The 25,687-nt window shown below is 35.7% G+C and carries 23 protein-coding genes and 1 other RNA gene; 17 read left to right on the top strand and 7 right to left on the bottom strand.

The window, feature by feature from the left end; translation table 11 throughout:
• Nucleotides 1–40: 40 nt before the first annotated feature.
• From A9G11_RS01020 to dapD, 6 genes are all read right to left on the bottom strand, one after another.
• Nucleotides 41–2,188 carry a carbon starvation CstA family protein gene (locus A9G11_RS01020; protein ID WP_065617680.1) on the bottom strand — a complete coding sequence of 716 codons (2,148 nt, stop codon included), beginning with the start codon at nt 2,186–2,188 and terminating at the stop codon, nt 41–43.
• 310 nt (nt 2,189–2,498) lie between these two features.
• Nucleotides 2,499–3,218, bottom strand: coding sequence for a two-component system response regulator BtsR (gene btsR, locus A9G11_RS01015; RefSeq protein ID WP_065617679.1), 720 nt, complete (start codon nt 3,216–3,218; stop codon nt 2,499–2,501).
• Nucleotides 3,212–4,912, bottom strand: coding sequence for a sensor histidine kinase (locus A9G11_RS01010; protein WP_065617678.1), 1,701 nt, complete (start codon nt 4,910–4,912; stop codon nt 3,212–3,214). Before A9G11_RS01010 ends, btsR begins: the two co-directional genes overlap by 7 nt.
• Nucleotides 4,913–4,964: 52 nt before the next feature.
• Entirely contained in the window at nt 4,965–7,241 is a 2,277-nt protein-coding gene (bglX, locus tag A9G11_RS01005; RefSeq protein WP_065617677.1) for a beta-glucosidase BglX, read from the bottom strand.
• Between the two features lie 237 nt (nt 7,242–7,478).
• A complete protein-coding gene (locus tag A9G11_RS01000) occupies nt 7,479–7,970 on the bottom strand; it encodes a YajQ family cyclic di-GMP-binding protein (RefSeq protein WP_065617676.1) in 492 nt (163 codons plus the stop codon).
• A gap of 104 nt (nt 7,971–8,074) precedes the next feature.
• Nucleotides 8,075–8,899: a 2,3,4,5-tetrahydropyridine-2,6-dicarboxylate N-succinyltransferase gene (gene dapD / locus A9G11_RS00995; protein WP_065617675.1), complete on the bottom strand. Its 825-nt coding sequence runs from the start codon at nt 8,897–8,899 to the stop codon at nt 8,075–8,077.
• A 225-nt stretch (nt 8,900–9,124) separates the two neighbouring features.
• Here dapD and A9G11_RS00990 point away from each other — a divergent pair, with 225 nt between their 5' ends.
• From A9G11_RS00990 to A9G11_RS00975, 4 genes are read left to right on the top strand one after another with little or no spacing between them, the layout of a single operon-like run.
• Nucleotides 9,125–9,601: a hypothetical protein gene (locus A9G11_RS00990; RefSeq protein WP_065617674.1), complete on the top strand. Its 477-nt coding sequence runs from the start codon at nt 9,125–9,127 to the stop codon at nt 9,599–9,601.
• Nucleotides 9,595–10,158 (top strand): prepilin peptidase-dependent protein, encoded by a 564-nt coding sequence (locus A9G11_RS00985; protein WP_065617673.1) that lies wholly within the window; start codon nt 9,595–9,597, stop codon nt 10,156–10,158. The genes A9G11_RS00990 and A9G11_RS00985 overlap by 7 nt, the downstream gene beginning before the upstream one ends.
• A complete protein-coding gene (locus tag A9G11_RS00980) occupies nt 10,142–10,579 on the top strand; it encodes a DUF2509 family protein (protein WP_065617672.1) in 438 nt (145 codons plus the stop codon). Before A9G11_RS00985 ends, A9G11_RS00980 begins: the two co-directional genes overlap by 17 nt.
• Nucleotides 10,572–10,910, top strand: coding sequence for a prepilin-type N-terminal cleavage/methylation domain-containing protein (locus A9G11_RS00975; RefSeq protein WP_065617671.1), 339 nt, complete (start codon nt 10,572–10,574; stop codon nt 10,908–10,910). Before A9G11_RS00980 ends, A9G11_RS00975 begins: the two co-directional genes overlap by 8 nt.
• A gap of 51 nt (nt 10,911–10,961) precedes the next feature.
• Here the strand turns inward: A9G11_RS00975 and A9G11_RS00970 are convergent, their stop codons facing one another.
• Entirely contained in the window at nt 10,962–11,708 is a 747-nt protein-coding gene (locus A9G11_RS00970) for an alpha/beta fold hydrolase (RefSeq protein ID WP_065617670.1), read from the bottom strand.
• Nucleotides 11,709–11,803: 95 nt separating this feature from the next.
• Between A9G11_RS00970 and A9G11_RS00965 the strand changes: the two genes are divergently transcribed.
• The 13 genes from A9G11_RS00965 (at nt 11,804) to A9G11_RS00905 (ending at nt 25,679) form a co-directional block, all read left to right on the top strand.
• Nucleotides 11,804–13,789 (top strand): exoribonuclease II, encoded by a 1,986-nt coding sequence (locus A9G11_RS00965; protein ID WP_218056000.1) that lies wholly within the window; start codon nt 11,804–11,806, stop codon nt 13,787–13,789.
• Nucleotides 13,790–13,988: 199 nt separating this feature from the next.
• Nucleotides 13,989–14,231: a YecH family metal-binding protein gene (locus tag A9G11_RS00960; RefSeq protein WP_141674320.1), complete on the top strand. Its 243-nt coding sequence runs from the start codon at nt 13,989–13,991 to the stop codon at nt 14,229–14,231.
• Between the two features lie 167 nt (nt 14,232–14,398).
• Nucleotides 14,399–15,067 (top strand): hypothetical protein, encoded by a 669-nt coding sequence (locus A9G11_RS00955; protein WP_065617668.1) that lies wholly within the window; start codon nt 14,399–14,401, stop codon nt 15,065–15,067.
• Nucleotides 15,068–15,085: 18 nt separating this feature from the next.
• Nucleotides 15,086–16,648, top strand: a complete 1,563-nt coding sequence (locus tag A9G11_RS00950) for a glucan biosynthesis protein G (protein WP_081298367.1) — start codon at nt 15,086–15,088, stop codon at nt 16,646–16,648.
• 24 nt (nt 16,649–16,672) lie between these two features.
• Nucleotides 16,673–19,030 carry a glucans biosynthesis glucosyltransferase MdoH gene (gene mdoH, locus A9G11_RS00945; RefSeq protein ID WP_065617667.1) on the top strand — a complete coding sequence of 786 codons (2,358 nt, stop codon included), beginning with the start codon at nt 16,673–16,675 and terminating at the stop codon, nt 19,028–19,030.
• A gap of 67 nt (nt 19,031–19,097) precedes the next feature.
• Complete coding sequence (epmA, locus tag A9G11_RS00940) at nt 19,098–20,072, top strand: elongation factor P--(R)-beta-lysine ligase (protein WP_218055999.1); 975 nt, start codon at nt 19,098–19,100, stop codon at nt 20,070–20,072.
• 2 nt (nt 20,073–20,074) lie between these two features.
• Nucleotides 20,075–21,424 carry a DNA recombination protein RmuC gene (gene rmuC, locus A9G11_RS00935; RefSeq protein WP_065617665.1) on the top strand — a complete coding sequence of 450 codons (1,350 nt, stop codon included), beginning with the start codon at nt 20,075–20,077 and terminating at the stop codon, nt 21,422–21,424.
• A 149-nt stretch (nt 21,425–21,573) separates the two neighbouring features.
• On the top strand, nt 21,574–21,822 hold the full coding sequence (xseB, locus tag A9G11_RS00930; RefSeq protein ID WP_065617664.1) for an exodeoxyribonuclease VII small subunit: 249 nt from the start codon (nt 21,574–21,576) through the stop codon (nt 21,820–21,822).
• Entirely contained in the window at nt 21,812–22,684 is an 873-nt protein-coding gene (ispA, locus tag A9G11_RS00925; protein WP_141674319.1) for a (2E,6E)-farnesyl diphosphate synthase, read from the top strand. The genes xseB and ispA overlap by 11 nt, the downstream gene beginning before the upstream one ends.
• 27 nt (nt 22,685–22,711) lie before the next feature.
• On the top strand, nt 22,712–24,568 hold the full coding sequence (gene dxs, locus A9G11_RS00920) for a 1-deoxy-D-xylulose-5-phosphate synthase (RefSeq protein WP_065617663.1): 1,857 nt from the start codon (nt 22,712–22,714) through the stop codon (nt 24,566–24,568).
• 7 nt (nt 24,569–24,575) lie between these two features.
• Nucleotides 24,576–24,860, top strand: a complete 285-nt coding sequence (gene zapA / locus A9G11_RS00915; protein ID WP_065617662.1) for a cell division protein ZapA — start codon at nt 24,576–24,578, stop codon at nt 24,858–24,860.
• A gap of 65 nt (nt 24,861–24,925) precedes the next feature.
• Nucleotides 24,926–25,106, top strand: a non-coding RNA gene (gene ssrS, locus A9G11_RS00910) — 6S RNA.
• Nucleotides 25,107–25,133: 27 nt separating this feature from the next.
• The gene (locus A9G11_RS00905) at nt 25,134–25,679 is read left to right on the top strand and encodes a 5-formyltetrahydrofolate cyclo-ligase (protein WP_065617661.1); all 546 of its coding nucleotides are present in this window, start codon (nt 25,134–25,136) and stop codon (nt 25,677–25,679) included.
• Nucleotides 25,680–25,687: the final 8 nt, after the last annotated feature.

The following is a 25,687-nucleotide window of genomic DNA, read 5'->3' as shown; positions in this document are numbered from 1 at the left end:
AGGATGCAATAGATAAATTACATCCTTTTTTCATTGTCACTTAGTGTGACATTGAAGTTTTTACCCCTTCTTTAGGTATTGCTACATAAGGTGTCTCTTTATCAGATCTTTGCTTATTATTGCGCACTTTTAATGCGGTCTTAATACCAAAGAAGATAATACCATACACAACGACTAAAAATAGGATACTAAGACCCGCATTAGTATAATTATTGATAACGATATGATGCATATTATCAATCTGTTGTGCAGTTAAATCTGTACCTTCAGCAATTCGACGTTTATATTCATTAGCCAAATAGAAGAAGCCTTCTAATTGAGGATTATTACTAAATAGTTTCAAGCTCAATGCCCATGTAGTACAAATGAGTAACCAAACTGCAGGAATGATTGTAACCCAAACATATTGCGCGCGTTTCATTTTGATTAGGATAACCGTTGCAAGTACTAAGGCAACAGCGGCTAACATTTGGTTTGAGATACCAAATAATGGCCATAAGCTCTTCACCCCACCTAGTGGATCGACAACTCCTTGATAGAGTAAATAACCCCATAAACCAACACAACCTAAAGTACCAACAAAACCAGCTAAGATAGAATCAGTTTTTTTCAAGAATGGTACAAAATTACCTAATAAATCTTGTAGCATAAAGCGACCAGATCGGGTTCCGGCATCAAGAGCGGTTAAAATAAATAACGCTTCAAACAATATACCGAAATGATACCAAAAGCCCATATTGGCACCAGGAATAATTTGATGGAACACGTGTGCAATACCAACAGCTAAAGTTGGCGCACCACCTGCACGATTTAATACTGAAGGTTCACCAATATCTTTTGCTGTCTGTAGTATTTCTTCCGGTGAAATAACAAAACCCCAAGAACTCACAGTCGCTGCAGCTTGAGCTGTGACATCTTTGAGTTGTGCCAAAATCATTGGCGCATCATCGGTACCTAATCTATGTAGGTCAGGCATTGTAATACCTAAAGCTGACGGTGGTGTATTCATGGCAAAGTATAGACCAGGTTCAATGATTGACGCTGCAACTAAGGCCATTATTGCCACAAAAGATTCCATTAACATCGCACCATAACCAATAAAACGTGCATCTGTTTCGTTGGCTAGTAATTTAGGTGTCGTACCTGATGAAATTAAAGCATGGAAACCGGAAACCGCACCACAAGCAATTGTGATAAATAGGAATGGGAATAAAGCCCCTTTCCAAACCGGACCAGTACCGTCGATATATTTGGTTACATCTGGCATTTTTAAATCAGGATTTAAAATAACAATCCCTATTGCCAATCCGACAATAACCCCAATTTTTAGGAAGGTAGCTAAATAGTCGCGTGGTGCTAATATTAACCATACTGGTAACATAGCTGAAACTAGTGCATAACCAACTAATACATAGGTAATGGTAGTTGCTTTAAATGTTAAAGCAGGACCCCAATAAGCGTCATGAGCAATTACGCCACCAAACCAAATTGCTAATACTAAAAGAACGATACCAATAACTGAAACTTCCCCTACCCGACCCGGTCGAAGGAAGCGCATATAAATCCCCATAAATAGAGCTATAGGAACGGTTGAACAAACCGTAAATACGCCCCACGGGCTTTCAGCTAATGCTTTTACCACAATCAGCGCTAATACAGCTAAAATAATAAGCATGATAAGGAAACAACCGAACAGGGCTATTGTTCCTGGGATCGCGCCCATTTCTTCTTTAACCATTTCACCTAATGATGATCCATTACGTCTAGAAGATAAGAAAAGAACCATAAAATCTTGTACCGCACCAGCTAATACAACACCCGCAATCAACCATAAGGTACCAGGTAAATATCCAACTTGTGCCGCAAGAACCGGACCTACTAACGGTCCTGCACCAGCGATAGCTGCAAAATGGTGACCAAATAATACATATTTATTAGTCGGTACATAATTCAATCCATCATTGTTGATCACCGCTGGCGTTGCACGGGTTGGATCTAATTGCATTACGTTTTTAGCTATATACAAGCTATAATATCGATACGCAACAAGGTAGATTGAAATTGCGGCTGCAACAATCCACAGCGCACTGACATGTTCACCTCGCCGTAATGCTATTACTGCTAAGCAGCAAGCACCGATAAAAGCAAGAATGAACCATGGAATATGCTTTAATATTTTACTATTCATAATGATTCTCTTCTGGATGTTAAGATTAATTAATTTCATACTTAAGACCTTAGAAGATAGTGAAAGAAACGGTTTGAATAGAGTAGAAAAATGCAATTTTTCAGCACTATTACCAAGCTCTTTTACAATCTCACCTTCCGGTTTTGAGTATAAACTTAAGATTCTTTTATAAACGAGCTTATAGTAATTTTTCGCTTAAAAGAATGGTATCAGTATTTTGGTTATAGGTAGAATCAAGAGTGTGAGTGGTTAAAATCAGGTGATGAGCGGTAAAGTGAATAATTAAAATGAGCAATAATTTTAATGATAACTATAATCCAAGCAACTCTTTAAGTAGTTTAAGATAACGACGACTTACCGGCACTGAAATGTCATTAATTAATATAATATCAACACCGCCCGCTTCGTTAAATTGGATCTCTTTTAACTTTTTAAGATTAACCAAATATTGTCGGTGACAACGGATAAGAGGAGTTTTATCCTCTAATGTTTTTAACGTTAATTCAGTAAAATATTCATTATTTGCTTGATTGAATACATAAATACCACTGATTTTTGATGATACATAAAACACATCATCAATATTTAATAGGTAGATTCTGTTATGACCTACACAAGGTATATATTTGAGATCATGATTGACACCTTCAAGTTGATTAATATTGTTTGAAAAAGTACGGTGATGTAATCGATAAAGTGTTTTTTTTAATCGCTCAATCTCAACGGGTTTTAGCAAATAATCAAACGCCTGTGCTTCAAATGCTTTTACAGCAAATTCACCATAAGCAGTTAAAAACACGATATGAGGCATGGTATTGGGATCTAACATTGATAACATTTCAATGCCGTTTATTTTCGGCATTTGAATATCTAAAAATACTACATCGGGTTGTAGTCGATGAATCTCTCGAATCGCTTCCATAGCATTATTACATTCGGCAACAATAGTAATTTCTGGATCACTTTCAAGCAAACAACGTAAATTTTCACGCGCGGGTAATTCATCATCCACAATAATAACGTTTAACATTGAATACTCATATCCTCTTTCAGCGGTAATGATATCGTCACTTTAGTATAATCATCAGGCTTACACCATATTTTTATACCATATTTTTCACCATAACGAATATTAATCCTTTTATCGACTAAATTCAGACCGAGTCCTTTCATATCTTTTTTATTTTCACGATAATTACCGGCATTATCTATCACTTCAAGAATGAGCGTTTGCTCATGCACAAATGCCTTTATTGTCACCTTTCCTTCACCGATCAATTGGGAAGTACCATGTTTAATAGCATTTTCAACAATCGGTTGTAAAGTAAAGGCGGGAAGATGTGCATTTTCTAACTCTTCCGGTATATCGATATCAATGGATAACTGATCCATAAACCGCATTTTTTCTATTTGCAAATAGGCATTAACATGCTCTAACTCATCTTTAAGGGTGACGATCTCATCAGTACGTTTTAAATTTTTACGGAAAAAAGTCGAAAGATACTGAACTAATTGAGAAGCTTGTGTTTTATCTCGTCGAATCACTGCCAGTAAAGTATTTAATGCATTAAATAAGAAATGTGGATTAACCTGAGCATGTAAAAGTTTAATTTCAGTTTTGGATAATAGCTGTTTATAGTGTTCATTTTGACCCGCTAAAATTTGTGCTGATAATAAACTTGCGATCCCTTCACCAAGAGTACGGTTAATCGAACTAAATAGGGTGTTTTTAGCTTCATAGAGTTTTATTGAACCTACAACGGTATTATTTTCACCCCGCAATGGAATTACCAACGTTGAGCCTAAACGGCAATTTTTATTAATCGAGCATTGATAAGGCTGATGAATGCCATCAAGATATTTAACTTCATTTTGTTCAATGACTTCTAAGGTACAATTTGACGTAATAGGTGTGCCGGGTAAATGGTGATCATCACCGATACCAATGAAAGCTAATATTTTTTCTCTATCAGTAATCGCAACTGCACCAATATCCAATTCTTGATAAATGATTTGAGCCACTTTAGTACTATTGGTTTGATTAAAACCATCACGTAATAATCCTTCAGTACTTACCGCTATTTTTAATGCTTTGGCAGAAAATGCGGAAGTATATCTTTCAAATATAGCGCGTCTATCCAACAATATTCGCATAAACATAGCTGAACCAATACTATTTGCCACAATCATTGGTGCAGCAATACTTCGCACCGCATGCAAAACAACATCGAAAGGACGTGAAATCAGTAGCACCAAGATCATCTCCAATGATTCAACAATTAACCCTAAAACACCTACTAATAGCGGATTATAAAGCAAGTCAACTCGTCCTTTTTTCATTAATAAATAATGGAGTAAACCACTTATTAATCCAATTAATATGGTAGATAGCATGCAACTTTCAGCAGTGATCCCACCTAATGTATAACGATGAATACCGCCAGTGATCCCCACCAACAATCCAACCATGGGACCACCAAGTAAACCACCTAAAATAGCACCTATCGCACGAGTATTGGCTATTGTATCTTCGATGTGTAAACCAAAAAAACTGCCCATAATACAAAATAGAGAGAAGATCAGATAGCACAATAATTTATGAGGTAAATGCACAGTGACTTGCATGACAGGAATAACTATTGGTGTTTTACTTAGCAAATACGCGATCACTAAATAAACACACATTTGTTGTAGCAGTTGAAGGACGAGATCAAATTCAAACATAATACAAGCCTAACAACTCCGTCGACTGACGTCGACGGGAAAGTTTATAAGTTTATTTATCTAGTAAAGTAAATGTTTGTTTATCTTTAGTCGTAGAATCAGACCCAACATACACGTTGAATTTACCCGGTTCTGACACGTACTGCATTTTATCATTCCAGAATTTTAACATTTCAGGTTTGATAACAAATTTAACTTCACCTTTTTCATGTGGTTTGAGATTAATATTTTCAAAACCAACTAACTCTTTAACAGGTCGACTAACAGATGCGGTCACATCTTGTAAATAAAGTTGTACAGTTTCTGTACCTGCTTTATCACCAGTGTTTTCAACATTAGCTGTCACCACTATTTGACCGTCTGGTGTCATTTCGTTGCTAGATAGAGAAAAATCGATAGTAAAATCGGTATAGCTTAAACCGAAACCAAAAGGAAATAACGGTTCGTTCGGACTATCAAAATAAGAAGTCGTATATTTACCCATATTCTCAGTACCATGCGGACGTCCGGTGTTTAAATAGCTATAATAAACCGGAATTTGACCAACATTCATAGGGAAAGACATAGGTAATTTACCTGACGGATTATAATCGCCAAATAATACATCGGCTATCGCATTACCACCTTCAGTACCTAAAAACCATGTTTCAAGCATCGCATCGGCTTGCTGATACTCTTCAGGTAATGTCAAAGGACGACCATTCATCAAAGCGAGAACTAATGGTTTGCCGGTTGCTTTTAAAGCTTTAATTAATCGTTTTTGGCTTGCTTGTAATGAAAGATCAGTTCGGCTTGAAGATTCATGAGCCATCCCTTCAGCTTCCCCGATGAAAGCGACAACCACGTCCGATTTTTTAGCCACTTTAACGGCTTCGGCAATCATTTTATCTGCTGGTCTTTCATCATATTTAGTGGTAATTTCATACAGATTTAAAAATTTAAATAATTGTGGATCATCAGAAAGATTTGCACCAAATGCATAGCTCACTAAATTTGGATTTTTAACAGCTTTTTTTATCCCTTCTAAAGGGGTAACGGCTAAATTTGCACGACCCGCTCCAGACCAGCTACCTAATATATCGCGTTTCGAATCAGCAAGCGGTCCAATGACAGCAATTTTCTTATTCTTAGCTAATGGTAATAGATGATCTTTATTTTTTAGCAAAACAATACTACGACGTGCGACATCTCTCGCTTCTTCACGATGTAAGCGATTGTCTGCAAACATTGTTTCAATGTCTAATTTTGGATCTAAATTGCGATGAGGATCATTAAATAATCCCATATCATACTTAAGTTCTAACACGTGACGACAAGCATCATTAATCTGATCTTCAGTAAGTACTCCTTCATTAACCAATTCTGGCAAGAATTTTAAAAAATACTCATCATTCATGCTTATATCAATACCAGCTTTAATTGCAACTTTTACTGCATCTTTCGCATCGCTAGCTACACCATGATTAATTAATTCACGAATCGCACCATGATCGCTGATCACCACACCATCAAAATGCCATTGATTACGAAGTACCTCAGTTAATAACCAATGATTACCTGTTGCTGGAATACCATTTATTGACACAAGAGAAACCATCACAGCACGACTTCCGGCATCAATAGCCTTTTTATAAGGAACTAGATATTCTTGAAACATTTTGCGTTCGCTCATATCAGTAGTGTTATATTCACGACCCGCTTCAACTGCACCATAAAGAGCAAAATGCTTAACTGTGGTTACTAATGATTTTTTATCAGATAGGACTTGTTTTTGCATCCTTTCAACAAAAATACGTCCGGCTTCCGAGGTTAAATAAGGATCTTCTCCAAATCCTTCAGAAACTCGTCCCCAGCGCGGATCACGTGTGATGTCAACCATTGGCGCCCAAGTGATATTAAGTCCATCTGACGTGGCTTCATCGGCTGAGACTTCCGCAGCCTTAGCAATGGCATCACGATCCCATGTAGCTGCGATACCTAAATTAATTGGAAATACGGTTCGATGACCATGAATAATATCGAATCCTAAAAAGAGAGGGATTTTATTGGGTGCTTTTAAGGCCCGATCTTGCATATAGGTCAAATCAGGTTCAACCACAGTATTAAAGATACCACCGATTTCACCTGCTTCGATTTGATCCAAAACTTTATCTAAGGTTAAGTTACCACCCACACTGACTAACCTTAATTGACCAACCTTTTCTTTTATGGTCATTTTTGATAAGAGATCATCGATAAAGGCTTTTTTTTCTTCATTATTGGGAGTTTGAGCAAACAAATAGCCAGTGAAAAGAAGAGTAACCCAAAATAAAACTATTTTTTTCATCATGATAAATATTGTTATAATTAAGAAGGTAGACAAGTTAATAGAATAACGTATTCGCTAGAAAAAATCTCGTTCTTTACTTAATTTGTCTAAGTAATAGCGCTATTTAGCACTAATTATATAAAAAATTCATACGCAAACGTAGTGCTTTCCTGAAACTTCTTTACAGTGATTTCTTTCTGCCTACTATCGTATTATAAATTTGGCTGATCCTCATCAGCCAAAAAATTTATAAATGTATTAATCTCTAAAATTGGTAAACTGAAAAGGTTGCCCTAATTCAGCACCTTTTACTAAAGCCATAGTCGCTTGTAAATCATCCCTAGACTTACCTGTCACGCGAACTTGTTCGCCTTGTACTTGGGCTTGGACTTTGATTTTACTGTCCTTAATAAGCTTCACGATTTTCTTCGATAACTCTTTATCAATCCCTTGTTTAAGCTTGACCGTGATACTATAAAGTTTACCACTATGCTCCATCTCTTCGGGGATCTCTAACGCTCCGCCATCAATACCACGTTTGGCAAGCTTATCTCGTAAGATATCTAATAACTGTTGTACTTGAAACTCAGATTGGCTGGTGGATTTTATGGTTTCATTTTTTTCATTCAATTCAAATGAAGCTTCAACATTCTTAAAGTCCCAACGGGTTGTTAATTCTCGGGTTGCATTATCAACGCCATTTTTAACTTCTGTCATTTGAATTTCAGACACAATATCAAAAGAAGGCATAAACTCTCCTCTTCTAATGGTTATACACTATAACTAAATTTATTAAACGATTTAAATTATGACCACCTAGTCAACTAGGTGGCATAAAATGGTGAATGACACCATTAATCAATAGTACGTAGTAATTCGTTAATACCTACTTTTCCTAGAGTTTTGGCATCTACTTTTTTAACAATAACAGCACAATAAAGACTGTATTTACCATCTTTAGTTGGTAAATTACCCGAAACAACCACTGAACCTGCCGGTACGCGACCATAATGGACTTCGCCTGTTGCTCGGTCATAAATTTTAGTACTTTGACCAATAAAAACACCCATTGAAATTACTGAACCTTCTTCAACGATAACACCTTCAACAATTTCACTACGAGCGCCAATAAAACAGTTATCCTCAATAATAGTAGGATTTGCTTGTAATGGTTCTAATACACCGCCAATGCCAACACCACCAGATAAGTGAACATTTTTACCAATTTGCGCACATGAACCAACGGTTACCCAAGTATCAACCATCGTACCCTCATCAACATAAGCACCTATGTTGACATAAGACGGCATTAACACGGTATTACGTGCAATATAAGCACCTTTGCGTGCAATGGCTGATGGAACTACACGAAAACCCTCTTGTTGGAATCGCGCTTCATCATACTCAGCAAATTTTAATGGCACTTTGTCATAATAGTTAGTTGCTCCGCCGTCAATCAATTGATTTTCATTGATACGAAATGAGAGCAACACAGCTTTTTTTAGCCATTGATGAGTAACCCAATCACCATTAATTTTTTCAGCTACGCGCATTTTACCGCTGTCTAATAACTGAATAGATTGATTAATAGCATCGCGAGTAACCGCATCTATATTTGATGGCGTAATTTCAGCACGACGTTCAAATGCCGCTTCAATAATAGTTTGTAATTGTTGCATCTCAAGTTTCCTTTAACTTATAAGTCCGTTAGCAAATTTAAACAGGCAATCAGTATAATATAATCTGCGCCACTTTTTAAGCGGTTTGTCATATCATCAAAACTTGCAATGAGAAAAATAAAATAAATTTGGAAGGCACACTCCAATATCATCTTGAAAATGATGCTTTTTGGTTATTTATTTATAACCTAGATAACAGTTGATAACTTGCCAAAGAGTAGGATTATGCAAGATTTAGGATTCTCATTGCTTGAGCTTTTAGCCATTATTTGTATAAGTGCAATTCTCGCAACGATTGGTATACACAATTGGAAAGCATTACAGCTTCGTAACGAGTTGGTTAGTACCACTGAGAAACTGGCTTATTTTTTAAATGAAGTACAATTTAAAGCTTACACTACCAATAATACTTATAATCTTCATCTTTTTTTATCACCATGGTGTTTAACCATTACCCAAGGAGACCGACCTGACTCTTGTGATCATGGGGAACTACAATTTATTAAACCCAATAATTCTGTTGTCATTAATGGATTGACCGATAAGAAGATCATCTCATTTTGGGGACGACGGAATATGGCGCAAACGGTATCTTTTCAGCTTAAAAATGATATAGGTATGAGTAAAGTGCTTATATCGTTTCGAGGACGTATTCGATTTTGCAGTCAGAACAACTATCTAGCTGGCCTACCAGCATGTTAAAAGTATCTGGTTTCTCACTAGTGGAAATGTTAATTAGTATAGCATTATCTAGCCTTATTATACTGGGATGTTCTACTTTTTATGTTCAATTACAAACTTACATAATACAAAACTATCAGCGCATTCGCTTAGAGCAAAATGTTCAATATGCAATAGCCGGATTAGCAAAAGATATTCGTCGGGCAGGTTTTATTGCCAATAGCCCGACTAAAATGAAAATCAAAGCACTTGAGATCAATCAACAACGCAACTGTATTATTATTCGTTACGATAGTGAAATTCGTCATGATTGGATCCATAACCCTCTTAAGATAAAGAATTCAGATGTATTTAGTTATCGTTTTCACAAAAATAATCTTGAATATAAAACCGGATCAATTAATTGCCAAGGTAGTAATTGGGAAAAACTATTCGATCCAGCTGAATTTAAAGTCACACATTTTAGTATCACACAGCGAGCTAATACCATTGAATTATCCTTAGATGTTGAACTAATTAATAACCAACAAATCAACTATCATATGACGAAGATCATAAAAAATGAAAACCTATTTTAATTCACCACCTATTACAGCATCAGGATTTAGTACCATCGCAATGATGGTTATTTTAATGGTAGTAGGTTTAATACTCTTAACTGGTTTTAATTTATTTATTATTTCTTGGCAAAAAACGATCATTATGGAAAGTCTTTATTATCGAAAATTCAACCAAGCAAGTTCATCCTTAACTTGGGGAATTTATCAAAATTGGTCAGCCCCAACCGATAATTGGCAATGTTTAACAGAAGCAACTTATCAACTAACAGTTTGTATCAAAAAATCACATTTAGACATTAATAACTATGTTTTAGTACGTGGTGAAACTGATGATTTCTTTGTTTATCATTTAGCCTATTTTGATAAAAATAAGTTAGTGATTGAAAAAGGTCATTGGCTTGACTATTGTCCGGAAAAAAAGAGTACTGATTGTGAATAATACACCTAGCAATGGATTTAGTCTGATCGAAGTAATGGTAGCGACACTACTTTTTTCGATAATGCTACTTGGTTTTATCAACTATCAACAAGTAATAGTCAAACAATATCACTTCTTATCTAATAGATTAAAAGCCGATAAAATTGCTTTTGCATTACTTGATAGCTACCCACAAAATGCCGATAAAATCATACCTAAAGGGTGGCGATATGCGATACAAACTCAACCACTTAATACTCAATGCAAAATGGTATTGGTGATAATAACTATACCTAATCAGAAAGAAATACAGCAGCAACGCCTATTTTGCAATGAATCTATATTATATTGATCCACACCAGTATCAGGAATAAATTTAGATTATTATTAATATATGTGCTAGTTAATTTAACCAATTATGTAATATTTGCAGAACTTGTGCTGTTTTTTCTGCATGTACATTATGGCCAGCATCGATCACTGTTTCAATAGTTGCGTTAGGAAATTGTTTAAAAATCTTTGTATAATAAGCTGTTGCAACATAATTAGATTTCGCTCCACGAATAAATAATGTTGGCTTTAACCAAGGTGAGATTGTTTGCCAATCACACAAATGATGATATTGTTTGTTAATCACTTCAACATTAAATAACCAATGTTCCTGTTTAAAGGATTTGAGCAAAAATTGAATGGTTGCTTCATCTATTCCCTTATTTTGCATAACGTTAATGATCTTATTTTTGTCGGTAATATTTTGAGAAATACATTGGTTTAAAGCATCTAAGACATGATTATTAGGCGAATCAATGTATTTAACCGGTGCAATATCTATAGCCACCGTTTGCGTAATTAACTCAGGGATCACTTGGGTTAATTGTAAAGCGACTTTCCCTCCCATAGAATGACCAATCATAATCACATCATTTAAATGCAAATCATGACAAAGTTCCGCAATGTCCTGCGCCATTACCTGAAAATTCATCTCATCTGACCAAGGTGACAATCCATGATTACGCAGATCAACTTGTATAGTTTGATAATTTTGCATTAAATCTCTTGCTAACATAGACAAATTAGTCAAACTACCAAAAACACCATGCATGAATATAATAGGTTGACCTTGACCTTGTAACTTAAAGTTTAATTTCATAAGTTGGCTCAATTCATTATGTGAAAAATAGTTTAGTATACGTATATTTTACAAACTGATCTTTAACTAAATCAATATTCACAATATGAATAACTGTGATAGAATCGAGAATTCATTTTTTTATGGTAGTACACCGCATGCTTTTAAATAACCCTCTACTTGCACAATTAAAACAAGAACTTCACGAACAAACGCCTCGCGTTGAAGGTATCGTTCGCGCACATGAAAAAGGATTTGGTTTTCTAGATGTTGATAATAAAACCAGCTACTTTATTCCGGTTGCTAAGATGAAAATGGTATGTAGTGGTGATAAAGTCTCCGGTACAGTAATTAGTCATAACGATAAAGAATCATTTGAACCAGAAGCATTGATTGAAAGTGCTTTGCAAAAATTTATCGGTAAAATAGGCTTCCAAGATCGAAGTCTGGTGATCTACCCTGAAAATATGCCCGCTTACTTTTCAATTCGCTGTAAAGTGAATAAACAAGTTAACGAAAGATTAAAAGAAGGTGATTGGGTAGTGGCAACCCTGACTTCTCATCCATTGGAAGACAACAAAAATAGTTTTTATGCAGAAATCAGTCGCTTTATTGTAGAAGATAGTTCACCATATCTATTATGGTTAAAAACACTGGCGCGTTATGATCTCGAACCCGATGCACCAGAAATTGAAACCTTAACCATAGCTGATAGTGAACTTGATAATCGCCAAGATCTTACCGATATAAACTTCTTTACCATCGATAGTGAAGATACGCAAGATATGGATGATGCCATTACGGTATCACAAGATGAACAAGGTCATTTTCAACTCATGGTTGCCATAGCCGATCCGACAGCTTATGTGCTATCGGAAAGTCAACTTGATAATATTGCTAAAAACAGGAATTTCACCACCTATTTACCTGATTTTAATATTCCCATGCTACCTAAAGTACTAGCCAATGAACTCTGCTCATTACAGGCTAATCAAAAACGCCCAGCAATGGTTTGTAAAATGACGATTGACCAAACCGGCAATATTTTAGATAACATCGCATTTATTCCGGCATGGATTGAATCGAAAGCGAAGCTTTCTTATAACAATGTTTCTGACTTTTTAGAAAATGGTAGTGAGCTATTTTCGGATCATCCTACTTTACCTGAACAGCTCAATTTGTTATCCACCCTTGCAAATATCAGACTGAATTGGCGAGAAAGCCATGCTTTAGTCTTTAAAGATAATAATGACTATCGTTTTGTGCTTGATGAAAATCGTCAAGTTACCTCGATCATCAAAGATCCACGTCGCATTGCCAATCGCATTGTTGAAGAGATCATGGTTATCGCTAACCAAGCATTAACAATGCAACTACAACACAAGATTGGTTTTGGTATTTTTAATATCCATAGCGGTTTTGATCCTAAATATATTGATCAAATCTTAAAGACTTTAAATGACCATGGGATCACTGATTTTGATAAAGATACACTGTTATCGTTTGACGGTTATATCAAACTTCGACGCCAGATCGATAACGACTCGTTTTTAACGGCAAGATTACGTAAATTTCAAAGTCCAGCAGATTTTTCAATTATAGCTCAACCCCATTTCGGATTGGGCTTTGAAGCATATGCTACATGGACTTCTCCTATTCGTAAATATGGTGACATGATTAACCATCGTCTAATCAAAGCTTACATACGTTCACAATCATTGACTGAACCAGATCAAGAGCAATTGAAGACCATGAATGAGAAACGAAAAATGTTACGTTATGCTGAACGCGACATCGCCGAAAATCTTTATGCGCAATATCTTTCAAATAAAATTGGTGAAAATTATCAAGCCGAAATCGTTGATATTAATCGAGGTGGGGCAAGAGTACGTTTAATCGATATTGGCGCTTATGCTTTTGTTCCTTTGTCAATGATCCATGCAGTTCGTGATGAGATCACTTCACTGCCAGACGAAGGGATGATAAAAATTAAAGATGATATTTGTTATAAACTAACCGATACAATTCCTATTTTAATACATCAAGTTAAACGGGAAAATCAAACAATTATTGCAAAATTAGCAAATAACCAAACCCAATAAACTGCCGAAATAATAGTTAGGATTTTTTTCTTTCATGGTTAACCTGTACTTACCCCTGTTCATCTTCAGAGGTAAGTCACACTAATTAACTATATTTTAACGTTAAAGCTCTTTTTTTTCTTGATAATATCTGATATCTTTCTTCACTCATTAAAATTATTATATAAGTTATTTGAATGGATATTTAAGGGAGGAATTTATTTTGTCAATTCATGGCCACGAAGTACTACATATGATGACTGGAAACAGTTATACAGAATCCTCACTACTTGACGCTATTCACCAAAAATTTGGTAAAGATGCAAGATTTCATACTTGCTCTCAGGCCGATATGAACGCAGAACAACTTATTGCTTTCCTTAAAGCAAAAGGAAAGTTTAAACCTTCCGTTTCTGATGATACAGAGTTTACAGTCGATAAGAAAACAATATGTCATCATTAATATTTAAGGTGCTACTGTATATTAAGTACGCTTTTTTTATAGATTTAATTTAATTACCTAGTGTATTTAAAAAAATATGAGTATATAATTTCGCGTCGCTACTAATTAGTAGTATAGTAGCCTAACCATAAATTACGACTCAAGAATATGTTCATGGAATTTTATATATGAAAATAAGTAATATCCTTACATGCGCCATTGTCTCTATTCTTGTCACAAGTTGTGCAAAGAAAACTGTGCCTCCAATTGTCGTACAGGACGAACAAAACGTCGAAGTCGATCAATTAACCTTTTTAAAACAGCAAACCGAACAAAATAACTCCTATGTAGTAAATGCAAAAAAACAATTACTTCAACTTGTTGGCGATAAAAATTTTGATAGTTATATTACAAAACACGGTATACTAGCCTGCAACGCTGATGAAAATCCTTCTGCATGTGTTTTGAGTTTTTATCTTCAAGAGTATTACAAATTAAAATATGATGTTGAAATTAAAAAAATCATTGAAGAAAGCGAAGCCGACCACAGCATCGAATTAAGTAAAATTGAAGCTACCGAAGCTAATATTAATAATTATTGCCGACTTTCAGCCGATTTTGTCGTTGCAATTTACAGCAAAGACACGGCTAAGATTACAAAAACTTACCAACCATTATTTAAGATGTCAGATCAAAATATGTCAACTTTAAATACCAAAGTTACCCAAGATAACTATTCTCATTTTCTAATAGACGAAAATCCAAGCATTACCCAAGAATTGAAAACGGACTATGTTGAAAAATGCTTAACTGATCCAAAGACTAATATTATCAATTACTTTAATATTTTTAGATAATACTAACGCGAGTATTTTATGTTTAATTTATTACCAATAAGTCACTTCAATAAAAAAATAACTTTCAAGCTACTTTGTGTATGCTCAATTTCTTGTCTAAGTTTTTCATCATGGGCTTTTTCGTTCGATGATGTAGTAACAGAAGCAGAAAATCTATCAAAGAAAGCTTATGTGCAACCATCTAAAAATATTCCTAATGAATTAGCTTCGTTACAATTTGCAGATTACCAAAAAATCTTTTTTAACCACCCTAAAGCTTATTGGGGAGATCGAAAAAGTCGTTTTAAACTTGAGTTTTATCATGAAGGTATGTATTTTGATACACCGGTAAAAATCAATGAAATTGTAAATAATCAAGTTAATGAAATAAAATTTGATCCTAGCTATTTTGATCTAAGTAAAATCAAGTTAGATAAGTTAGATACTAAACACCTAGGATTTGCGGGTTTTAAAGTTCACTATCCTATCAATTCACCAGATAAAACTGACGATGAAATTTTTACTGCACTCGGCGGGAGTTACTTTCGGGCTGTAGGCAAAGATCAACGATATGGTCTATCTGCTCGTGGCTTGGCGATTGATACCGGGGAGATGACTGGTGAAGAGTTTCCACGTTTTAAAGAATTTTGGATTGAAAGACCTGAACCAAATCAAAAACATTTAGTCATTTATGCTTTACTTGATTCTCCACATGTTGCTGGTGCTTATAAACTAACTTTAGTACCAAGTGTTGATACTACCGTCACAGTAGAAGCCAAAATATTTTTCCGTGACTCGGTTAAAAAACTTGGTATTGCACCTTTAACAAGTATGTTCTTGTTTGGACCTAATCAGCCTTCACCTTTATTAAATTATCGCCCAGCGATGCATGATTCTAATGGTTTATCAATTTTAGCCAATAATAATGAATGGATTTGGCGTCCATTAAATAACCCTAAACGCTTATCATTTTCTTCATATACTTTAGAAAATCCTAAATCATTCGGATTAATACAGAGAGATAAAGGCTTTGATGATTACCAAGATCTTGATGATCACTATGAAAGACGGCCAAGTGTTTGGACTGAAATATTAGGTGATTGGCAAAAAGGGCGTGTTGAACTTGTTGAAATCCCAACAGCAGATGAAACAAACGACAATATCGTGGCTTTTTGGGTACCGCAAAAACAATATAAAGGTGGCGATACACTTGATATTAAATATCGTTTACATTACTCCTTAAATGAGTTACAACGTTATCCAGATAGTGTAGCAAGAGCAATTAGTACACGTTTATCACTAGGTGATATAAAACAAGCTAATTTAGTTCGTAAACTGGACGGTTCTAACGCCTATGTAATTGATTTTGCTGGACCGCAACTTTCTAAACAAATACCAGTTAAAATTAATTCAAGCATTAATAATGGTTCTATTGTCAGTTGTGAAGCACAATATAACCCGATTATTAAGGGGTGGCGAGTACTGGTTCGCTTCAATGTTGAAGACAATAAAAAGGCCACGGATATTCGCATTCAATTATTATCAGAAAAAACAAATGAAGTTTTATCTGAAACGTGGAGTGGGCAATATCCTGCACAATAATTATTATAATAATAAGATAATAAGATGAAAATAGATTACTTTTCAAACCTTTCTGACGCCAACAATTGGCGTTCGAAATCAGAAAACAATGAAGATCTGTCCAATGATTTAACGTTTTTAAAACATCGTTTAAAACAAATTGGACAAACAACAACTTTTAATGATGAAAGAGAGCAACAACCTAGTTATCCCGAAATTGATCGGGTAGCGATTCAACCACAACGCTGGAATCAACGCTGTAAAGCTACAATAAAAGCGGGTATTAATTTTATTGCCATAATACGTCGTTTAATTATGTTAGCTTTCATTGTAGTTCAAACCTACTTTGGAACCTTCTATTTATCGTCGCTACTACCCTACCAAAGCTGGCATCGAATTAGCTTTTGGAGTAACTGGGAGATTAATCCTGAATTAGCTATTTATAGTATAATTCCTTATATTATACAATGGATTATCATAGGATTATTTGCCATTTTATTTTTTTGGATCTCTATTGGCTTTTGGACTAGCATAATGGGATTAATTTTGGCGGTTATGGGGAAAGACCGTTATACTATTCCAATTCCGAAAGATCCTGCCGCACATATTGACCCTAAACACCGAACAGCACTGGTGATGCCTATTTGTAATGAAGATGTCGCCCGCGTTTTTGCTGGATTACAAGCAACCTACCAGTCATTAATAGAGACAGGACATGCTCAATGTTGTGATTTCTATATTTTAAGTGATACTAACGATCCAGATATCTATGTTAATGAACTTAAGGCATGGGCTGACTTTAATGCACAAAAAGCAGATAATGGTTGCAATATCTTTTATCGTCACCGTAAACGTCGGGTAAAACGTAAAAGTGGTAACATTGATGACTTTTGCCGTCGTTGGGGACATCTTTATGAATATATGATGATTCTCGATGCCGATAGCATTATGACTGGTGATTGTATTTTGAGCATGGTTGCGATGATGGAGATGACGCCAAAGGCAGGGATCTTACAATCTCCACCTAAATCAGTCAGGATGAAAACCCTATATGGGCGCATCCAACAATTTGCTAACCAAATTTACAGTGATATTTTCTGTTCAGGTACCCACTTCTGGCAATTAAGTGAAGCCCAGTATTGGGGGCATAATGCTATGATCCGCTTAAAACCTTTTATTGAGCATTGTATTTTATCACCACTGAAAAAACGTAAAGGCCCTTTGCATATTTTATCACATGATCTGGTTGAAGCAGCTTTAATGCGTCGAGCCGGTTATGGTGTTTGGATCGCTTATAATATGAATGGTAGTTATGAAGAGTTACCGGGTAATATGATTGAAGATCTTAAACGTGATAATCGTTGGTGTATGGGTAATTTGATCAACCTTAAATTAATATTTAAAAGTGGCATCACTTTAACTCACAGAGTCATGTTTGCAACCAGTGGTATGGCATATATATCCTCTTTACTCTGGTTAATATTCTTGATTTTTTCCACACTGTTATTATTAGTGTTTAATCTCTCTGACCAACAATATTTCTTCCAACCTAACCAGTTTTATCCAACATGGCCGAGGTGGGATGAAAATTTAGCCATACAGCTTTTATCGACAACCATGTTTTTACTGTTCGCACCGAAATTTTTCAGTTATTCCATTATTATTGCCCGAACTGGCGCAAAAGATGTTGGTGGAATTTTTAAACTTACACTCTCCATATTTATTGAGATGTTATGGTCAATGATTTTAGCGCCGATCCGCATGATCTTTCACAGTAAATTTGTATTAAAAGCCTGGATGGGCAGTAAAATTCAATGGAAATCACCGTCAAGAAACGATGATGTGTTAACTTGGGGTGAATCTTTTTATTTTTGTTGGCCACTCTCGTTATTAGGTATTGTTTGGCTGTGGATCATTATTTGGTTAAATCCACAATTTACCTATTGGTACATCGCTATACTTATCCCGTTGACAATCTCTCCACTGGTTATACGCGTTTCCGGACTTTCAAGTATCGGGATGAAGGCTAAAAAAGCTGGCTTATTTTTAACCCCAGAAGAGACTCACCCGACTCGCGCTGTTACCTTAACCGGTGAATATTTGGTGACAACTGAAGCTGCTATGGTTGAACACGGCTTTATAATGGCACTGATTGATCCGATTTATAATGCGTTAGCTTGTGCGTTATCAACCTCAAGGCATTTAGTTAATGATAAGAATAAACAAAAACGTGATGAACTTATTGCGCTATATAAACAAACTGATTTGAATAAAATCAATAAAGAACAACAACTAGCGATTTTAGAAGATCCAATCCTCCTTTCGCAACTCCATAGCTATATTTGGCGGGAACAAGAAAAATACGACAATTTGTTCGCAATATGGCAAAATGAACGTCAGTAATTAAGAAATAGGGTTTATCCCTATTTCTCGTCTTTTTAGTAAATAATCAAAATCCATGGATATTTTTATGACTTGGCAACCTTCTGCACCTATCAATAATTTACTTAAGCGCGCTAAAATTGTTTCTCAAGTAAGACAATTTTTTGCTGATCGCTGCATATTGGAAGTCGAAACGCCGACTTTAAGCCAATACGCTGTTACGGACGTACATTTAAGCTCTTTCCATACTACTTTTTTAAAACCCGGTGAAACAGACGAACAGTCAGGGATAAAGATGTCCTTGATCACCAGCCCAGAATATCATATGAAACGGCTACTTGCTGCTGGCAGTGGTCCTATTTATCAAATCTGTAAATCTTTTCGCAATCATGAAGAGATTAGTCGTTATCATAATCCTGAATTTACTATGCTTGAGTGGTATCGTATCCAGTTTGATATGATGCAAATGATTAATGAAGTGGATGACCTTTTGCAAACCGTTTTAGATTGTGAGTCAGCTGAACGTATCTCCTATCAAAAGGCATTTCAACGTCATCTTAATATTGATCCCCTTGAAGCTGATCAGGCAACGTTAGTTAATGCTGTTAACCAACTCAATATTGGACTCAATACTGACGGTTATGACAAAGATACCTTATTACAATGCCTGTTCACTTTTGGTGTTGAACCCCATATAGGTCAAGATAAACCAGTAGCCGTGTTTAACTTCCCTGCTTCACAAGCGGCATTAGCGGCAATTAGTACAGAAGATCATCGCGTAGCTTGTCGATTTGAATTTTATTATAAAGGTGTAGAGCTAGCTAATGGTTTTAAAGAATTAACTAATCCACAAGAACAAAGATCACGTTTTGAACAAAACAACCAAGTTCGTACCGATCTTAATCTACCTACACAAAACATTGATGTTAAATTATTAGAAGCAATGGAGGCAGGATTACCTGACTGCGCAGGTGTTGCTGTTGGCTTAGACCGATTAATAATGTTAGCGCTTGATTCAGCAACATTAGACGATGTTATTTCATTTACTTTTGAAAGGGCTTAATTATGTTAGGCTCTTTAGGTTTAACACAATGGATTGCCATTATATTAGTGATAGTAGCTGTGGTGTTATTTGTTTTATTGTTAAAGTCTCAGTTAACGATTAATAGTTTAAATCAACTATTTAATCTGCAATTAAACCAAAAAATAGCAGAAAATCAAACATTAGCGAATGAAACAAAACAGTTACAAAATGAATTAAATCAATACCAACAACAAAACCTAGCACAAAATGTCAAAATCAGTGAGTTAAAAACTCGCCTTGAAGAGACATTGAGTGCGACCCATGAACGCCAAACGATACTTGAACAGAGTGAACAACGTTTAACCACGCAATTTGAAAATTTAGCTAATCGGATATTTGAACAGAGTGGTAAAAAAATCGAACAACAAAATAGGCAAAGCCTTGATTTTTTACTCTCACCACTCAAAGAACAGTTAGAGGGATTTAAAAAGCAAGTACAAGACAGCTTCGGGCAAGAAGCCAAAGAGCGCCATACGCTTACCCATGAGATCCGTAACTTGCAACAGCTTAATGAACAGATGACCAAAGAGGCGACTAATCTCACTAATGCGTTAAAAGGTAATAATAAAACCCAAGGCAATTGGGGTGAATTTATTCTTAGCCAGATTCTGGATAATTCAGGATTACGTGCCGGCTATGAATATGAAACGCAAGTTAGCTTAACTAATGAGAATAATCAACGCTTACAGCCTGATGTTATTGTGCATTTACCTCAGGGTGGTGATGTTGTCATTGACTCAAAGGTGACCTTAGTTGCATATGAGCGCCATTTTAATAGCGATGATGAAGCTACCAAAGCAAAAGCCATGGCAGAACACTTAACAGCGGTTCGTAATCACTTAAAACAATTAAGTCAAAAAGATTATCATAAACTGATTGGGATTAATTCCTTAGACTATATTTTAATGTTTATACCTGTCGAACCCGCTTTTTTAAGTGCTATCGATCACGATCCTACATTAATTAATGATGCTTTAAAAAATAATATTATGATAGTTAGCCCAACTACACTCTTGGTTGCGTTAAGGACGATTCATAATTTATGGCGATATGAATACCAAAATCGCAATGCCGAACTTATCGCCGATAGAGCCAGTAAATTATATGATAAAGTCCGCGGTTTTATCGAAGACATGGAGAACTTAGGTTCTTGCTTAGATAAAGCACAGCAAACTTATCAAAATTCAATGAACAAATTATCTAAAGGTCGTGGTAATGTAATTGGTCAAATCGAACGATTTCGCGAGCTGGGTATAGAAGTGAAAAAACCTATAAATCCAGATATTGCATTAGTATCTATGGATGAGTTAGATAGTAAAAATGATGATTAACCGTTCAATGAACTAGCATAATGGTGTAAAACTTAAATTTATTTGTAAAAATAATTCAGGAGTCTATACCGTTTAATATTGGATTCAAAGCTGAATTCACCATTAACTAAAATGCGTGTATACTCAACAAGTACAAAGAGGAATACCATATGGCAAAAAAACAGGATAAAGAACCTAGTTTCGAAGAAACACTTAAGCAACTTGAAACTATTGTCACTCAATTAGAAAGTGGTGACTTACCGCTTGATGAAGCCTTAAATGAGTTTGAAAAAGGTGTAAAACTGGCGCGCGCAGGTCAAAAACAGTTACAACAAGCAGAACAACGGATCCAGATCTTAACAGCTGAAAATAGTGATGCTGAATTATCTGAGTTTTTAATTGATGATGATAATGAATAGTCTTAAATCACTACAACAGCGAATTGATTCATTTTTAGCAACCTATATTGCACAATATCCTCACTCAAAACTTCAGCAAGCGATGAGTTACAGTCTTCTTGCTGGAGGGAAGCGTATTCGCCCAATTTTAGTCTATTTAACTGGGCAAATGTTTCACTGTCCTTTGAATATGTTAGATCCGCCAGCTGCAGCCATTGAAGCTATTCACACTTACTCTTTGATTCATGATGACTTACCTGCGATGGATAATGATGATTTGCGACGCGGTAAACCAACATGTCATATCCAATTTAATGAGGCTGAAGCTATCTTAGCAGGTGATGCATTACAAAGTTTGGCATTCAAACTCCTATCTGAAGGAGAATTACTTGATAATCACACTAAGATTAGTATGATTAAGGAACTCGCCAATGCGAGCGGATTAGGTGGTATGTGTTTGGGACAATCCCTCGATTTACAGGCAGAGCATCAATCAATTAGCCTTGAACAACTACAACAAATCCATTGCTATAAAACGGGCGCTTTAATCAAGTCAGCAATACGGTTAGGTGCTTTTGCTAGTGGTGATATAGCCAAACCCTTTTATGCTATACTCGATAGCTATGCCGAAGCAATTGGGCTGGCTTTTCAAATTCAAGATGATATTTTGGATATAATTGGGGAACAAGCCATCATGGGTAAACCACAAGGTTCCGATATTGCGCATGAAAAAAGCACTTACCCTGCCTTAGTGGGACTTGATAATGCAATAAAATTGACACAACAACTTTATCAACAAGCTATCGCTAGTCTTGAACAAATACCCTATAATAGTCAACCATTACACGATCTTACCGGTTATATTATTAATCGAAATAGTTAACAAATCACTAAAAGCTAAATTTAAATAATGAATTTAAATAATTACCCTTTGTTAAAACAGATAAACTCACCTGAGGATTTAAGGCGTTATCCTCAGTCACAATTAACGGCTATTTGTCGTGAATTAAGACAATTTTTGTTAACGAGTGTAAGTCAATCTAGTGGTCACCTAGCCTCAGGGCTTGGGGTAGTTGAGTTAACCACTGCACTTCATTATGTCTATTATACCCCTTTTGATAAAATCATATGGGATGTTGGTCATCAGGCTTATCCTCATAAAATATTGACCGGACGCCGAGACCAAATGTTAACTATTCGGCAAAAAGGCGGATTACATCCCTTCCCCCACCGCAATGAAAGTGAATATGATGTATTAACTACAGGTCATTCATCTACCTCAATTAGCGTCGCGCTTGGGATAGCTATTAGTGAACAAAAAAAACAATCAGATCGTAAGGTTGTTGCTGTTATTGGTGACGGTGCATTAACTGCAGGTATGGCATTTGAAGCAATGAATCATGCTGGGCATATAAAACCGGATATGTTAGTTATCGTTAATGATAATGATATGTCAATTTCGGAAAATACTGGTGCGCTCAATCAACATTTAGCTCAGATTCTAACCAGCAAAACTTATGCTTCATTTCGTGAAAGTGGCAAAAAAGTACTTTCTAATATTCCACCATTAAAAGAGCTACTAAAAAAGACTGAGGAACATTTAAAAGGACTGGTAACACCGGCGATTTTGTTTGAAGAGCTTGGATTTAATTATATTGGTCCCATTGACGGTCATGATGTTGAAAATCTGGTTGTGACTTTACAAAAAGTTCGCCAATTAAAAGGACCGCAGTTATTACATGTGATCACCCAAAAAGGTAAAGGTTACGCACCGGCAGAAAAAAACCCAACCTTATGGCATGGAGTACCCAAGTTTGATCCGGATGAAGGAGTATTACCTTCTAATACCCAAAAAGTACCTACCTATTCACAAGTATTTGGTGATTGGCTCTGTGAAATGGCTGAAAAGGATAAACGCTTAATTGCTATTACGCCTGCCATGAGCGAGGGTTCAGGCATGACTAAGTTTGCCAACCGCTTTCCAGATCAGTTTTTTGATGTCGCTATAGCCGAACAACATGCAGTAACATTGGCAACAGGCTTTGCTATTGGTGGTTTTAAACCGATTGTAGCCATTTATTCAACTTTTTTACAACGCGCTTATGATCAGCTCATCCATGATATAGCCATTCAAAATTTGCCAGTTTTATTGGCTATAGATCGTGCTGGTATTGTTGGCGCTGACGGCGAAACACATCAAGGTGCATTTGATTTAAGTTTTTTACGCTGTGTGCCTAATTTTGTGATTATGACGCCAAGTGATGAAAATGAGTGTCGGCAGATGCTTTATACAGGTTATTTACATAATGGTCCAGCTGCGGTACGTTATCCTCGTGGCGAAGGAATTGGTGCTGTATTAAGTCCTTTACAGGCAATCCCTATAGGACAAGCAAAAATCTGCCGTGAGGGTGAGAATATTGCTTTACTCAATTTTGGCACATTATTACCAGAAGTTTTACAAGTCGCGGAAAAACTTCATGCTACAGTAATTGATATGCGATTTGTTAAGCCATTAGATGAAAAAGTCCTTTTGCAGATTAGCCAAACACATAATATACTTGTCACAATTGAAGAAAATAGTATTAAAGGTGGCGCGGGTAGCGGCGTCGGTGAATTTTTACTATCGAAAAAAATAAAATGTGATATTTTAAATATAGGATTACCTGATCAGTTTATTCCACAAGGATCTCAAAAAGAGATAAGAGCAGAGATCGGATTAAACAGTGAAAATATTATTAAAAAAATTAACGAATTTATAAATCAATAGGTTAAATATGAAAACTCAAGCTGTCACTATTCAAATTTTTGGGCGTACATTAAAATTTAATTGTCCTGTTGATGAAGTGGATGCACTAAATAGCGCGGCAAAAGATTTAGATTCTCGTCTAAGTAGTTTACGCGAAAAATCACCACAGATAGGAAGTGAACAACTTATAATGACTGCAGCATTAAATATCTCTTATGAACTTACACTTGAGAAAGAAAAGAGTGAAGAGTTTAGTAATCGATTAAAAATGTTGCAGCAATTACTTGATTCAGCCCTAAATACCAGCAATTAAGGCTTTATTTTGTAAATTTAGTAAAAATAGTATTGTATGATTTTCTAAATTTTGTATTATTATATTCATCTCTGAGATGCTCGTGATGAGGGTTAGTCCCCTGAGCCGATATTCTTAATTTAAGAACGGAGTGATTTTCAATTGGTGAGTATGCCTTACTTGTAAGGAAACCTAAAGATTGGAACACAATGTTCACCTTGAACCTTGGGTTCAAGGGTTACGACCCCAGCGACATCTTGGAGTGTTTTCTCTTCTATTGTGTAGTGATAACTGATGAATATTCGCCAAATTATCCGCCAAAAAAGACGCCAATTAACGTCATCCCAACGTCAACATGCACAACAAATTATCTATGAAAAAATTGCTAACCATTCGTCCATTCATTCAGCTCAAAATATAGCAATATTTTTATCATTTGACGGTGAAGTCAATACACAACCAATTATTGAATTTTTATGGCAACAAAATAAATCCGTCTATTTACCCATTATTCACCCTTTTGTCTCCTCTCATCTACTGTTTTTGAACTACACCCGGCAAACTCCATTAATTAAAAATCGATTTGGTATTTTAGAGCCTCGTTTAAATGTGCAAAATGTACTTCCCTATCAATATTTAGATATTGTTTTTACTCCACTTGTTGCGTTTGATGAAAGAGGCTATCGTATGGGAATGGGAGGAGGATTTTACGATCGTTTACTTGCTAATTATCAATCACAGCAGATTTTACCAATTGGGCTTGCTTTTGCTTGTCAAAAAATTGACAGGGTAGAAAATAGACCTTGGGATGTGCAATTACCTGAAATTATCTATGCTTAGCTCAAATC

The organism is Gilliamella sp. wkB108, assembly GCF_001690195.1.
GTDB classification, from domain to species: domain Bacteria; phylum Pseudomonadota; class Gammaproteobacteria; order Enterobacterales; family Orbaceae; genus Gilliamella; species Gilliamella apicola_L.
Note: the sequence above shows the minus strand (reverse complement) of the source record. Positions and strands in the feature narration are given on the sequence as shown.